The following is a 14,461-nucleotide window of genomic DNA, read 5'->3' as shown; positions in this document are numbered from 1 at the left end:
GGTTGAAGGTTGAAGGTTGAAGGTTATTTGGTTGAAGGTTATTTGGTTGAAGGTTGAAGGTTGAAGGTTATTTGGTTGAAGGTTATTTGGTTGAAGGTTGAAGGTTGAAGGTTATTTGGTTGAAGGTTATTTGGTTGAAGGTTGAAGGTTGAAGGTTATTTGGTTGAAGGTTATTTGGTTGAAGGTTATTTGGTTGAAGGTTATTTGGTTGTCAGGTTGTGGCAGGATACGGGCAAGATGCCCGTTCCACCAACATGCCCGTTCCACTAAGATGCCTATTCCACCAACATGCCCTACTCCCTACTCCCTACTCCCTACTCCCTACTCCCTATTCCCGACTCCCGACTCCCTACTCCCTACTCCCTACTCCCTACTCCCGACTCCCTACTCCCTACTCCCCATCCATAGAGCCCCAATTACCAGAAGGAATAAAACTCGCCCAATAAATGGGATGGTTATACTCTGGACTTCCTAGCATTTGCAACTGAATCCTTCGCAAAGCCTCAGAACGCCCTTGGTTATCCTTCAATCCTTGATAATAAGACACCATTAGATACTTCGTAGCCTCATCATTCACGTTCCACAAACTAATGACTTGGCTTTCTGACCCAGCAATCACTAAAGCTCGACGCAATCCATATATTCCTTCTCCAGCACTGATATTGCCTAAACCTGTATTACATGCTGATAACACCACTAGCTTTGTACCTGATAAATTTAATCCGGTTGCTTCTAAGGCTGTAAAGATGCCATCTTCATGATCATTTTCTCGCTTGTTGTCCTTAATTCCTGCTAATGCTAACCATGACTGAAGTAAAGCATTATCCCCATTAGTAAACTCTTCCGAATCAGGTCTTTCTTGGAAGAAACCATGGGTAGCGATATGTAGTATTCTGGGACGAGTAACCTGTTTCAATGCTGCTTCATTAGCGTGAGCACCCAACAAGGGCTCTACACCCAGCATCTTTGCGATCGCATTCACTTCCTCAAGAGCACCCGGTAAAGGCGATAAGCCCCACTCGGAAGGATTAAAGTCACGTAAGCTGCGGGTTGCTACTATCTGGTTTTCTTCCCCAAGGGCAGTAGTTTGAGCGGAATTATCAAAGTCTGGTGCTCCCAAAAGTACTGGTTGGGTAAGCTTGGGATTAGGATTGGATAATCTCAGTAAATCCCTACCGGAGGTGAGGTAGGTAAAACCATAGCTTTCTACTAAATACCGGTTGTCTTCATCTACTAAAGCTTCAAAGGGGATGAGGTTGAGGAAGCTGTCTGGAGACAATAAAATCCTGCGGCTATTTCCCAACAAAGGACGAACTTTCGCCATCAGCTTCTCATCTACATTGCGGGCTGCTTGTTTTACCTTAGAGATGGGAAGATATACGGTTTGAAGGGATAATTCAAGTGTCTCCCATAGAGATTTAAACGCATCTACTTCCCCTAAATCCATGCCTTGGGGTGAGCCTTGAGAACGGAGTACATAGGCGGCATAACGGGGATTACCAAAACTATCCTCTTGGGGATTGTAGGGTTTGTATTCTACAAATTCTACCAGTGCCGTATCTTCAGGAATCAGTTGTTGAATAGTTTCGATGGTAACTGGTTGATTGATTTGGGCAAATTCACGACTGCGCCGACTAATTTTTGCGACTAGTTCCTGTTCCTGATTAGTTAATTCATTGAGTTGATTACGATATTCTTCAAGGGAAAGCTTATCGGGTCGGTTGTAGGTGAGGTTAGCGAGTTGGGTGCGAGTATTGTTGAGTCGGTCTAGTAATTTTTGGCTTTGGAAATCTAAGCGTTTACGCAACAGTTGCTGACTATGGGTCAAGAAATCGAGTAAACGACCTTTGCGACGGAGGATAGTTGTTAACGCTAGACCAGCTGCTCTTTCATGATCAGGAGCTGAATTTAGGTGTAGAGAAATGGCTGCATCCCTTGTGCCAGAGATAGTTTTAATGTAGTCCCGTTTTTGCTTTTCAGCACCAGAAACGAGATTACGTTCCAGATTGAGTTCTTGGATGTCTAATCCTGCTTCGAGAAACTCTAGGGCTTGCTGAATGTTTCCTTGACTTTGATGTAAAACAGCTAAATTATTGAAGGTTCTTGCTACATATGTGTGTTCGTTACCCAGCAACCGTCTGTTCATCTCCAAGGCTTGGGTATACAAGGGTTCCGCCTGTTGGTACCTTCCCATGGATTTGTAGAGTTCCGCCAGATTATTGAGGCTTAATGCCACTAATGGGTGTTTGCTCCCCAGCAACCGTCTCCACATCTCCAAAGCTTCGGTATACAAGGATTCCGCCTGTTGGTACCTTCCCATGGATTTGTAGAGTCCCGCCAGATTATTGAGGCTTTTTGCCAGATCTGGGTGTTCGTTTCCCAGCAACCGTCTGTTCATCTCCAAGGCTTTGGTATACAAGGGTTCCGCCTGTTGGTACCTTCCCATTAATTGGTAGAGTAAAGCCAGATTATTCAGGCTTAATGCCAGATCAGGGTGTTCTTTACCCAGTAACCGTCTGTTCATCTCCAAAGCTTGGGTTAACAAGGGTTCCGCCTGTTGGTATCTTCCCATGGATTGGTAGAGATTAGCCAGATTATTCAGGCTTTTTGCCACTAATGGGTGTTCCTGCCCCAGCAACCGTCTATACATCTCCAAGGCTTGGGTTAACAAGGGTTCCGCCTGTTGGTACCTTCCCATTGCACGATATAGTTCTGCCAGATTATTCAGGCTTTTTGCCACTAATGGGTGTTGGTTACCCAGCAACCGTCTGTTCATCTCCAAGGATTGGGTATACAAGGGTTCCGCCTGTTGGTACCTTCCCATTAATTGGTAGAGTAAAGCCAGATTATTCAGGCTTTTTGCCACTAATGGGTGTTCCTGCCCCAGCAACCGTCTATACATCTCCAAAGCTTCGGTATACAAGGGTTCCGCCTGTTGGTACTTTCCCATTGAATAGTAGAGTGCCGCTAGATTATTGAGGCTTTGTGCCACAGATGGGTGTTCTTGACCCAGTAACAGTCTCCACATCTCCAAAGCTTGGGTATACAAGGATTCCGCCTGTTGGTACCTTCCCATTAATTGGTAGAGTAAAGCCAGATTATTGAGGCTAGTTGCCACATTAGGGTGTTCGTTCCCCAGCAACTGTCTCCACATTTCCAAGGCTTGGGTATACAAGGGTTCCGCCTCTGAATACCTTCCCATGGATTGGTAAAGTACCGCGAGATTATTGAGGCTGGTTGCCACATCTGCGTGTTCTTCCCCGAGCAACCGTCTCCTCATATCCAAGGCTTGAGTTAACAAGGGTTCCGCCTTTTCGTACCTTCCCATTGCATCGTAGAGTAACCCCAGATTATTGAGGCTTTCTGCCACATCTGCGTGTTCTTCCCCGAGCACTTGCTGTCGAATCCTCAAAGCTTCCCGGGCGAGGGGAATCGCTTCGGAGTATTTCCCTTGCTCCTTCAGTACCCATGCTTGTTGACTCAGTTGTTCAGCTTTGGTTAGTTGTGCTTGTGCTGATTCCTGTTGTTGGGCAATGGTAGTTTGTCCCACTGTGGGCTGGGGCGTAATTAGTCCTACTGAGATCAAACTAACTAGAGCTGTTACCCAAATTGTTGGCCGTTTTGGTTTATTTAAATTCATAGAAGCACCTAGAGAAAATTAATTACCTATTCCTGTTGGGTGCATCTCAATGCATGCTGTTTGAACCTGTGGTGCGTTACGGGACGGACTGTTCCAATACTGGCTACTGATAAAATCATGGCGAGTCCGTCCCTAACGCACCCTACCCAACTTTTTTACAAATATGAGATCACCCTTCCTGTTCCCTTTCCTAAATTATGAACCTTTCCCAACTAACTATTCCGGTCACGATCATTCTTGTTCCCCAAGGAGCAGAATATCAAGCAATTTGTCGAGGAATCAAGCAGATTACTGGTCGTCCTAAACCTCTGATTTTATCTATTCCGATAGGAGAAGAGCCTGTAACTCAGTATCTAGAAACATGGTTACAAACTACAACAAATTTTCCCCAGCACTCCCTACCTAAAGTACTGCTGATGGGATTGTGTGGCAGCTTATCTCCTAACTATTCCGTTGGTGATATTGTTGTGTATAACGATTGTGTTGCTATTGACCGAAACCAAGATAGACCTCAACCACTGGTGCAACAGTGCTGCAGCCAACTGACTAGCTTAGTTCAGCAGCAACTGGGCAAAAAGGCTAATTTAGTCAGGGGATTGAGTAGCGATCGCATAATTTGGTCGAGCTCAGAAAAGCGTCAACTCGGTCAGAGCTACCAAGCTGATGTAGTAGATATGGAAGGATTTGCTACCCTATCGGTACTTAATCCCAAAGGATTTGCTGTAGCAATGGTAAGAGTGATTAGTGATGATAGCTACTACGATAATATGCCAGACCTCACCCCAGCCATTAGTGCTGATGGGTCACTGAAACCCTTCCCCTTAGCCATGGGTATGCTGAAGCAACCAATAGCAGCTACCAGACTAATTCGAGGTTCCCTACGAGGGTTGAAAGTATTACAGCAAGTAAGTATTAGGCTTTTCTCTTAATAAAGTAAAATCAACGATTAGCTGTTTGACCCGGTGGTGCGTTACGGGCCGGGCTATCTCAACCGATGTCAATAGTGGGAAAATCAAGGGGAGCCCGTCCCTAACGCACCCTACGCCTAACTGTCAAAGCTCAACAACACAAATCTAATTGGAACAACTGGGAGTAAGATCGAATCGCTGTTAATCAGGACAACAAGATTCCTCTTCGTATAAGTAATCAGTAACTAGTAAATATGGCATCAAAAGGCTTTCCCATCTTTATTGTAACTATGCTCAAGTCAATCATTGTTCTAGGAGGGCGTCATTGGTGGCTCTCTTTTTTATTGTGGATGGTTCTCATTGCACCAGTTCAGGCAGCGGTAGAACTGCGGATAGCGGTTGAGCAAGGAGTCAAACAGGTAACCTTGGGGAGTTCCACCACAGCCATTGTCCGAGATGGGACAGGTCAAGCCGTGGGAGACTTAAAAGCCATGGCGGGTATGACTGCGGAAACTAACGGTAGTGGGATCAAGTTAGGTCAGTGGCAAGGGAAATCCCTCTGGATTGAACCAAAAGACAATGGTTATGTTTGGATTGGCGATCGCTGGTATCGGGGACGCACTCGACTGGTTAGTTCTCAGAAGAAGTTAACAGCAGTCAACCATGTTGATTTAGAACACTATCTCTATAGCGTGATTGGGGCAGAAATGAGTCCCAGTTGGCCGATAGAAGCCTTGAAAGCCCAAGCAGTAGCAGCTCGTTCCTATGTGCTGCATCAACGGAACAAATCCAAGAGCGATATCTATGATATAGGGGATACCCAGCGTTGGCAAGTTTACAAAGGTCTAAATAGCGAAACCGCCAGCACTCATCAAGCGGTTAATGCCACAGCGGGACAGATCATGACGTATGGTAATAAAGTGATTCTCGCTGTTTTCCATGCTGCCTCTGGAGGACATACAGAAAATGTAGAAGATATTTGGTGGAGTGAACCCATTCCATATCTACAGGGTGTACCTGATTACGATCAGGGCACACCAGTCTACCAGTGGACAAAAAGCTTTTCTGCTAGTCAACTGAGCCAGAAGATTCCTGGTGTTGGTAATATTATCGCCATGACCCCAGTGGAAAGGACACCCCGAGGCAGGGTGATCACTCTTAAAGTAGAAGGCAGTAGGAGTACAAAGACGATTAAGGGCAAGGAATTACGCAAAATCCTAGGTCTGAAAAGTCGGCTGTTTACCGTGTCTAAAACCGAAAATGGTTTCCAATTCAACGGTCGTGGTTATGGTCACGGATTGGGGTTAAGTCAGTGGGGAGCCTACAACTTATCCCGTCGGGGATTGAATTACCTACAAATTTTGAGTCACTATTACTCTAGTGCTAAACTATCCCAGATTGATTGATATGGCGCTACGCGCAAGGCAATAGGCAATAGGCAAGAGGCAATAGGCAATAGGCAATAGGCAATAGGCAATAGGCAATAGTTTACTAGAACAGCTTTTGCTGCTTGTATCAATGTCAAACACTTTAATGCGTAGTGCTATATCGATAGGGTGAGGTACTGTTGTTATTGGTTTTATAAAGGAGAAGGGAGTAGGGAGTAGGAAGTATTGATAAGGGCTAACTTTAAGTAAGCTGGTGTTGCTTTCAATTGCCTATTTTACAATTATTAAAAAATCTGAAAAACCTGCTCCCTGTTCCCTGTTCCCTGTTCCCTCTTACAGACTGTTTATTTAGCATAACAATTACGGTAGAGGCAAAGTTGATGACTAACTCGACTTCTAATCCATTAGTTAAGGTATTAAACAACTGGATTTTATCGTTATTTATAATTTTAACTATTGTTGTTACCTTAGTCTCCGTAACTAGCTATTTTTTTAGAGATAACATCTACTTAGAATTCACGACTCATTTTAAACATCAATATTTGTTATTAGGGCTGTTACCATTAATTTATTTTGCCCTAACTCGCCGCAAATTTTGGTTGATAGTCACGTTATTTTGCTTATTGATTAACTTGACAGAAATCATTCCTTGGTATATACCTAAACTAAGCTTTGGTGCTTCTGGTGAACCCATGGGTCTGTTTCTGTTCAATGTCTCTTCTTCCAATACCCAGTATGGTGATGCTATTGCCTTGGTGAAAGAAGAAAAGCCGACTATTGCTGCTTTTTTAGAAGCCAAAGACCCTTGGCCGGAACAATTAGAAGAGTTAAGGGATATTTTACCCTATACTATTAGTATTCCAGAACTTCAGATTGAAGTATACAGTCGTTTACCATTACAAGAATCAGAAATTCTGGAATACGGGAAATCTCGTGGTTTAGTCAAATTAGATTTAAGCATTGCTGGCGCAGACGCTTCAGTAATTGTTACTCACTCCTATCCACAATTTTATTTTGGGAAGCAAGGGGATTTGGGAGAGCAAGGTTGGCAGTGGCGCAATCAAGATCTAGAAGACGAGATTGGGAATTATATAAAACAAATTGAAAAACCAGTTGTGCTAATTGGTGATTTAAACGTTACGATGTGGTCACCCTATTATAAACGTCTAATTGAAAGTTCGGGATTGCGTGACGCTCGTGCTGGGTTTGGGATTTTACCAACCCTATCACAATTTTCACCAGCCAACCCTTGGTTATCTATTCCTGTAGACCACTGTTTAGTCAGTCCAGATGTTAAGGTGATCAAGATGAGAACTGGCCCTGATCTTGGTTCCGATCATCTTCCAGTAATTACCGATATAGCGCTACGCCCAAGTCAGAAGTCAGAAGTCAGAAGTCAGAAGTCAGAAGTTAGAAGTCAGAAGTCAGAAGTTAGAAGTTAGATTTTGAATCAAAAAGGTAACCATTTGTTGAATCTGAGTGAAGTGAAAGCGTCGAAGCCTGTTCCACGCTGACAGCTGACCGCTGACAGCTGACCGCTGACCGCTGACCGCTGTTCGCGTAGCGTGCGCGTAGCGCATATACTTACGTAATTAGTTAGTTGTATCAAGATTCTGAGTAGACCCCAATTCTAAGCGCCGTTCCCACTCCGTATCAATTTGGTCTTTCCGTTCTATATCCTGATCCAATAAATCCTTCTCACTGCTATAAACCAAATTGTCTTCCCGAATCACATTTTGAGCGGCAAACTGTTCCGCATAGGCAATCTTGTTCTGTAAAGCCTGATCAGCCTGATTAAGTGCGATCGCATTTTTCTGCCGTTCTCGATTCTGAGCTTCAATCTGTTTCTTTTTCCGCTGAACCCAGAAGTATCGAAGCAACGGTATAGCCAAGAATCCTACGCCATAAGCCAATAACAGAGGGTAAATTAGCTGCACAAAGACTACAAACCCTCCTAGCTGTGCAGCAATCTCACCCCCCTGCAACAGGGAACCCAGGACTAAGGCTAAAACGAAGTTTACACTCCCTAACCCAATCGCCAGCATAATCTGGTTACTGCTTGCCAGAGAAAACTGCCACAACTTGGCACGAAGATAAGCTGGCACAGATTGTTGATTCTGTTTGGCAGCAGTTGTCTGCAACTTAGGGAAGTGATAGACAATATCCCCTGAGGGGCTAACCTCTGGGCGTCCATCGAATCGGATTAGCACTGGTAACATATAGTCTTCTGACTCTCGCTGGTAGCTTTCTCCTAGCTCATCAAGATAGGGAGCAATCTGTTCCGCTGCCACAGCCCCCCCGGAATTGCGAATTACAGTACCAATGGTTTGCCAGCGACGTTCTTCTAAATTACTATTGGGATTGCCATCACCAAACAGAAAGGAGAAAACAGCCTCTAAAAAATTCATTTGCGTTTCTTCCTCCTTAGAACGGGAATTTCGCCGTCTCGAGCGAGCATTACTGTGGGAGTATGATGGGTTGAACCACCAAAACAGATCCGGTCCAATCCATAAACGGGGCAAAAACAGGATTCCGCCGCCACCACCAGAACGACTTCCTCCTCCGCCTCCTCCGTCCGAATCATTGTCACTGCCAGCTTTGAGGCTCAGAACAATAAATGCGATCGCAACAATCATCAACACAATGGAAAGCAGAAGGAAAATCCCGAAGGAAATCCGAATCAGGTAGAATAAAACAGCCCAAACCTTTTCCCACCATGCTTGCAACTGTAGCTTTAAGGACTTGTTGCGGAGAATAGCGCGAAAGTTTTTGGGAAACAGATAAGCAATATCCCCTGACTCGGCCACTTGTAAATGTCCACCTACTTCCGAGGCCAGGACAAGTAAACCTTGCTCGGCTTGATGGATGTTTAAACCCACTTGGGCAGCAACATCCCCAACAGTGACGCGGTAGTCTAGCTGCTCAACAGCTTTCATGATGGTGGGATTGGGAGCCATAATTATGTTTTCTAATACTTAGTTGCGCTCAAAGATAATAGCTTTATAAAACAGAAAGGTCGGACATGTCGGACATCACCGAACCGGAAAACATACTATGTATCAATGGGATACTATGAATGCTATACTTGAGGTCTATGTAAATTTCCCTAGTATCTCTAGTATAGTTTTTTTAAATTTGGGAACTCTGATTACCTTTTTTTTATGGAAATTCTCACAAGCCAAAACCCCGTGTTTTTAAACCACCGGATGTAGGCTCGCAGCGACTTTAGTCGCCTAGAAATATTTTTGGCAAAAGGTTGACAATACCTTCGCGCTAGAGTAATATGAAGATATGGGTACAGGCTGAGAATCCGAGGCGCAACCGGGAGAGAGACCCGCCACTGCTTGACCTTAAAGTAGAAATGCCCGGAGGGTAGGGAAAGTCCTCCTTAAAAACCCAACCATCAACTAACAATTGGTGTGTGAACCCAGCAAGACACAACTTGAAACTAAACGGTACGGCGGGGTTAGAAGTTACCGTAAGAAGAGTGGAGCCTTTATAGTTAGTCGGCTATGATTAAAAAGTTTTAACCTTTTTGATTAAGGCTCCACTCTTCTAAGGTTTCGTCTCCGGCACGCCGGAACCAGGTGAAACAGGGAAGCAACGGACTTCATAAGGCACTTCTCAAAAAGTAACTAAACGCCTAAGGAGACTAGCCCGCTGGGTCTTTCGTGAACTGAACTAAAATCTTAGTCTTGACGGGATTTCGGTTTAGATATTGCCAAACTTCTGACAGAGTTAGAGACTTGGACACGAAGGTTTAAGGCCGGTCGCAGATCTAGGAATCCCCGTCTCTTTAGAGGGGGGAGTGTCAAAATGGAAGGCTGACAGCAGTTCACAAAACTTAAACCAGAAGCAGAGGTAGCAATGGCACTGATCACCACCGGCAAGTCATTCATCCGGGCACTAGAAAAGTCTGGTGCATTGGCAGTTTATGCACCATTAGAAGGTGGGTTTGAAGGTCGTTATCAGCGGCGTTTGCGAGCTGCTGGCTATACCACCGTTTCCATTACTGCCAAAGGACTAGGAGATCCAGCCGCTTATCTAACTGGAATTCACGGTGTTCGCCCTCCTCATCTGGGCAAGAAAAATATGGGTAAATCATCTGCAGTCGGTGATGTTTACTACCTGCCACCCTTGGTCACCTACCAACTGTCAGCCCTATCTCCCAAATCTAAAGGGTTGGTGCTGTGGATTATTGAAGGAATTATTCTATCTAGTCAAGAAGTTGACTATCTAACCACATTGCCCCAGCAAGAACCACGAGTAAAAGTAATCCTAGAGATGGGAGGAGATCGTGCTTTCCGTTGGCAACCCCTCAAAGAGACTTTGCCGGGACTCGTTTCTGTAGCCAATTTATAGTCTCGGTATAGCTCTGTAAGCATTCAGCGGTCAGCGGTCAGCGGTCAGCTTATTTTATTCAAAAGCGTGGCACAGGCTTCTAGCCTGTGACCTAAGGCATAAGCTAAATACTGATAGCTGATAGCTGATAGCTGATAGCTGATAGCTGATAGCTGATAGCTGATAGCTGATAGCTGATAGCTGATAGCTGATAGCTGATAGCTTACGTAATTTTGAATTTTTAAGTTGGGATTTTGAATTAAATTTTGAATTAAAAAAAATAACCTTTCCCTTAATTAACAGACCATGGATCACTAATCTCAGAATTAACTGACCATGGATCACTAATCTCAGGTATTTCCATAGCTTGTCGTCTGTCTTGCTGCTGTTGAATCCGATCGAGAGTACCAGTGGGAATAGAAGCAATCAGCTGACGAGTATAATCCTGCTGAGGTTCTCGATAAATACTGTCAGCTGAACCAATTTCTTCTATTTTGCCCTGGTTCATTACCATAATGCGATCGCTCATGAATTTGACTACACTCAAGTCATGGGAAATGAAGATATAGGTTAAGCCGAAATCCTCCTGCAATTGTTTGAGCAAATTCAGGACCTGTGCCTGTACGGAAACATCTAGAGCAGAAACGGATTCATCACAAATGATAAACTTAGGATTAAGAGCGAGTGCCCTAGCAATACAGACCCGCTGGCGCTGACCTCCGGAAAATTCGTGAGGATAGCGATTCATCCAGTCAGGATTTAAATCCACTCGCTCCAACAACTCAGCCACGCGATCGCGTTTTTCCTTACTATTACCCCCAACATCATGAATCAATAGGGGTTCCATCACAGCTTCCCCAATCTTTAGTCGTGGGTCGAGGGAACTAAAGGGATTCTGAAACACAATTTGCATTTCACGGCGTAATTGCCGCAAACCCATACCCTTGATTTTGGTAATCTCTTTACCATCAAAGTTTACTTCTCCACCCATTGGTTCAATCAAGCGCAGCAATGTTCGTGCTAAGGTAGATTTGCCACAACCGGATTCTCCCACTAAGCCCAAGGTTTCACTGGGATAAACATCAAAGGATACTCCATTGACTGCCATCATATAGCGTTTCGTCCCGCCAAATACGCCTCGAATCGGAAAGCCTACCTGTAAGTTACGAACCGAAACTAATGGTGGTTTGGTTGAAGGTTTATTGGTTGAAGGTTTATTGCTTGAAGGTTGTTCGCCTTTAGCGTTCCCGTAGGGTAGGTTATCTGGGGAAGTTTGAAGCTGGAACCGGTCAACATTCAACCCTTTTGATTTTTCTCGGATCACCTGTTCTCCACTAGGAGTAGTTACCACCTCCATGAAGTCAGAAACAGTCGGTAGGTATGTTATAGTTTGGTCGAGAGTTGGGCGACAGGCTAATAATCCCTTGGTGTAGGGATGGTTTGGTTCAGAGAAAATTTTCCAGACATCACCCCTTTCCACAATTTTGCCTTGGTACATCACCGCTACGCTGTCAGCAATTTCCGCAATCACGCCTAAGTCGTGGGTAATAAAAATCATGGACATCCCTCGGGTATCCCGTAACTCCCTCAGCAAATCCAGAATGGTTGCCTGTACGGTAACATCGAGAGCAGTAGTGGGTTCATCAGCAATCAACACATCAGGGTTACAAGAAATTGCGATCGCAATCATGACCCGCTGCAATTGACCACCAGACAGTTCATGGGGATAGCGCTTTAAAATTTCCCGTTTTTGCTGGTTAATGTGGCGATTAATTAGCCGTTCCCCTGGTATAGCTTGACCAGGGTTCTCCCGACGGAATTCCTCTAGAAAACTCTCCCTCAATTGTTGATCGCTAGGGAGTAGCTTGACCTCTTGAAGACGAGCCATGGCTTGACGCCTTGCTTCTTTTAGGGAAACATCCTGGTGTTGCAGAATTGCTTCTGTCAGTTGAAACCCACAGGTATAAACTGGGTTAAGGGAGGTCATCGGTTCTTGAAAAATCATCGAGATTTGACCACCCCGGTAGGACTGCTTTTGATCAGGACTCAGCCCTAGTAAATCCACCCCTTTTTCCCGAGTTGAGGGTCGGAAGTAAATCTCGCCATTGGTAACTTTACCAGGATAGGGGATCAAACCCATTATGGCCAAAGACGTGACTGATTTCCCAGAACCTGACTCCCCCACAATTCCTAGGGTTTGTCCTCGACGCAGTTGAAAGTCAATGCTGTCAACGGCTGTGACCTGTTTTACATCGGTTTGGAATTGGACTTTCAGATTACGGACGTCAAGAACATTGTCAGTCATGGCATTCAAGAGGATTAAGTTAGCAGAGTTAACTTAAATGATACAAAACTTGACTCTAGGGTTTACTCCCTACGTCAGCTGTCAGCCGTCAGCCGTCAGCTTAAGCGCTACGCGCACGCTACGCGAACAGCTATCAGCTGTTTTCTATCTTCAATCAGATCGATCTGGCTGCTACCTGGGAAGTAAGCTATCAGCTATCAGCTGATAGCTGATAGCTTACCTCGAACTATTAAATTCTCCCTAAAGAGGTTTATTTTAAGCTGACCGCTGACCGCTGACTGCTGACCGCTGAATGCTTAGGCTGATTGAGCTTTGTTTTTGGCCAAATTCCTAGCAAAATAGAGCGGATTCAACAACCCCTTAACTAGAGCCTTGAACCCATAAATCACACGACCTCTTAGACCAGCTTTGATAACGTGATTATTGAATGGAATCACTGGTAACTTCTTGATCAGCTCTTGAGCCAAGGCTTTCTTTTGGCCTGGTCCTCGTAAACGAAACTGAGTACCTTGGGTCGGACCATATACGATGGTAAACCAGAGCCGAGGATGTAATAAAAAGTATTTCCACAAGGGCGGTTTGCACCCGATTAAATCAGCTAGCTCGTCGATGTATATATGATAATCAAGCAAGCTTCGGATGCGAGTGGCATTATGTTCAAACTGTTGTAAATATTTGGCTTTATCAATAGATGCCACCTGCTCCATTTCCTCAGAAGCGGGAAGAGTTCGTTCCCCAGTGCAAATCAAGGCAAAAAATCTCGCTTGCATTTCCGTAAGAGGAAACTGACTGCCAATGGCTGGACGTGCCCAGCCAATCCAAGCGATTTTATCCCGATACAAGGCATGAAAGATATGTTTGTAAAGACTCCGGGGGTCAGTTTTTCTCAAGTGCTTAGGCAGGAAAGACACATAGTTTTTGTAGCCCGTACAAAATACTACCGCATCCACGTTTTCAAGGGTTTCTCCATCAGCCGCTATCAATGTTCTGCCACCATCTTTTACCTTCACTATTTCGCCGACCACTTGACAGCCGTGATAGACAATTGCCTTGGGTAAGGAGATATTTTTAGTTGCGTATGTCCCCCAGACCCCTTTTTTAGCCTTAACCTTCTGATTAAGTTTAACTGCCATGTCGTAAGTTGGATCATTTTGGCTCAACCACTTTTTAAAGAGCAATTGGGTCAAAGTATCTCCATAGTCCCTTGGTAGACCGTATACACCGCGATGGCTAGCAGTATCGGCAGCATAGTCACCTCTCTTCCTGGGTATTATCCACCCAGCTGAATTGCGAAGGCTGATCCAGCACTTGTTGGCGACACCAGATAGTTCTAGGGCTATGTCTGAAGCTGACTCACCTCCCCCAACTACTAATACGGTTTTGCCCACAAAGTTATCGGCATTACGATATTCCTTGGAATGGGAAAACTCCACTTCAGTTAATAAGTCTTTCCACTCTGGATAATTTGAGATACTGTTGTTACCAATTGCCAAGGCTACCCGTTTTGAGTGCAAAATCTCTCCAGATGCTAGTTGAATTTGCCACCCTTGATTGTCTTCGGGAGTGACTGCTACAACTTTGGAGTTGAAACGAATTTTCTCTAAAACACCAAAATGTTTGGCATAGCTCTTCCAATAGTCAACCGCTTCGTTCTTTGTCCAGAATTTGTGCTGATTACCATCACCTATCCAGAAGTCAGAAAACATACTAAATGCGCAAGAACTAGTCAGCACTAAACTGTCGTAGGCATGGGCATAAACCCCGCCCAAATCCTCTGCTTGCTCTAAACATACTACCTCGCCTACTCCTTGCTCTAGTAATTCTTTGGTAGTAACTATACCGGCTGGCCCTGCTCCAATCACGATGCAATCTAACATAC

General features: G+C 44.7%; 10 protein-coding genes. 6 read left to right on the top strand and 4 right to left on the bottom strand.

The window, feature by feature from the left end:
- Window positions 1–218: 218 nt before the first annotated feature.
- Window positions 219–446 (top strand): hypothetical protein, encoded by a 228-nt coding sequence (locus BJP37_RS40320; RefSeq protein ID WP_158069831.1) that lies wholly within the window; start codon window positions 219–221, stop codon window positions 444–446.
- Here BJP37_RS40320 and BJP37_RS30520 read toward each other — a convergent pair.
- The gene (locus BJP37_RS30520; protein ID WP_075904555.1) at window positions 392–3,640 is read right to left on the bottom strand and encodes a CHAT domain-containing tetratricopeptide repeat protein; all 3,249 of its coding nucleotides are present in this window, start codon (window positions 3,638–3,640) and stop codon (window positions 392–394) included. The two genes, BJP37_RS40320 and BJP37_RS30520, sit on opposite strands and share 55 nt — an antisense overlap.
- Window positions 3,641–3,837: 197 nt before the next feature.
- Here BJP37_RS30520 and BJP37_RS30515 point away from each other — a divergent pair, with 197 nt between their 5' ends.
- From BJP37_RS30515 to BJP37_RS30505, 3 genes are all read left to right on the top strand, one after another.
- Window positions 3,838–4,569 carry a 5'-methylthioadenosine/S-adenosylhomocysteine nucleosidase family protein gene (locus tag BJP37_RS30515; protein ID WP_075904553.1) on the top strand — a complete coding sequence of 244 codons (732 nt, stop codon included), beginning with the start codon at window positions 3,838–3,840 and terminating at the stop codon, window positions 4,567–4,569.
- A 269-nt stretch (window positions 4,570–4,838) separates the two neighbouring features.
- Entirely contained in the window at window positions 4,839–5,954 is a 1,116-nt protein-coding gene (locus BJP37_RS30510) for a SpoIID/LytB domain-containing protein (RefSeq protein ID WP_075906619.1), read from the top strand.
- 362 nt (window positions 5,955–6,316) lie between these two features.
- Window positions 6,317–7,378 (top strand): endonuclease/exonuclease/phosphatase family protein, encoded by a 1,062-nt coding sequence (locus BJP37_RS30505; protein WP_075904551.1) that lies wholly within the window; start codon window positions 6,317–6,319, stop codon window positions 7,376–7,378.
- A 150-nt stretch (window positions 7,379–7,528) separates the two neighbouring features.
- Here the strand turns inward: BJP37_RS30505 and BJP37_RS30500 are convergent, their stop codons facing one another.
- Entirely contained in the window at window positions 7,529–8,893 is a 1,365-nt protein-coding gene (locus BJP37_RS30500; RefSeq protein WP_075904549.1) for a hypothetical protein, read from the bottom strand.
- Window positions 8,894–9,803: 910 nt separating this feature from the next.
- Between BJP37_RS30500 and BJP37_RS30495 the strand changes: the two genes are divergently transcribed.
- Window positions 9,804–10,298, top strand: coding sequence for an NAD(P)H-quinone oxidoreductase subunit N (locus BJP37_RS30495; protein WP_075904547.1), 495 nt, complete (start codon window positions 9,804–9,806; stop codon window positions 10,296–10,298).
- A gap of 271 nt (window positions 10,299–10,569) precedes the next feature.
- Here the strand turns inward: BJP37_RS30495 and BJP37_RS30485 are convergent, their stop codons facing one another.
- On the bottom strand, window positions 10,570–12,582 hold the full coding sequence (locus BJP37_RS30485; RefSeq protein ID WP_075904543.1) for an ABC transporter ATP-binding protein: 2,013 nt from the start codon (window positions 12,580–12,582) through the stop codon (window positions 10,570–10,572).
- Window positions 12,583–12,619: 37 nt separating this feature from the next.
- Between BJP37_RS30485 and BJP37_RS40315 the strand changes: the two genes are divergently transcribed.
- Entirely contained in the window at window positions 12,620–12,787 is a 168-nt protein-coding gene (locus tag BJP37_RS40315) for a hypothetical protein (RefSeq protein WP_158069829.1), read from the top strand.
- 91 nt (window positions 12,788–12,878) lie between these two features.
- On the opposite strand, the gene BJP37_RS30480 is transcribed toward BJP37_RS40315, so the two are convergent.
- A complete protein-coding gene (locus BJP37_RS30480) occupies window positions 12,879–14,459 on the bottom strand; it encodes a flavin-containing monooxygenase (RefSeq protein ID WP_075904541.1) in 1,581 nt (526 codons plus the stop codon).
- Window positions 14,460–14,461: the final 2 nt, after the last annotated feature.

Origin of the sequence: Moorena bouillonii PNG (assembly GCF_001942495.1) — a bacterium.
GTDB lineage: Bacteria > Cyanobacteriota > Cyanobacteriia > Cyanobacteriales > Coleofasciculaceae > Moorena > Moorena bouillonii.
This window is presented reverse-complemented; position numbering and strand designations above follow the sequence as displayed.